Source organism: Rhodoplanes roseus (assembly GCF_003258865.1).
Classification (GTDB): domain Bacteria; phylum Pseudomonadota; class Alphaproteobacteria; order Rhizobiales; family Xanthobacteraceae; genus Rhodoplanes; species Rhodoplanes roseus.
This window is the reverse complement of record NZ_NPEX01000889.1, coordinates 1-259: the sequence shown is the minus strand read 5'-3', so window position 1 is coordinate 259 and position 259 is coordinate 1. Positions and strand designations below refer to the sequence as shown.

Below are 259 nucleotides of genomic sequence, written 5' to 3'. Positions count from 1 at the left end.
GCTCGACCGGCGCGAACTGGTCTTCGCCCGCCGCGCGCACGATCTCAAAGTCTATGGCGAGAGCCATATCAACGCCGCCTTCACCTATACGCGCCCGACGGGCAACCGCTTCAATTCCGGCGAGCGCGGCGCCTGGTACGCGGCCGACGATGTGGTGACGGCGACGGCGGAGGTCGGCTTCCACAGGACGCGTGAGCTCGCCTTCATCGGCATCTTCGACGACGAAGCGCATTATGTGGAGCTTCTCGCCGATTTCATC

1 protein-coding gene is annotated in these 259 nt (G+C 64.5%); it reads left to right on the top strand.

Annotation, left to right across the window (positions count from 1 at the left end; genetic code table 11):
- A partial coding sequence (locus CH341_RS32880; protein WP_146604805.1) for an RES family NAD+ phosphorylase occupies nucleotides 1-259 on the top strand: 259 nt, incomplete at both ends.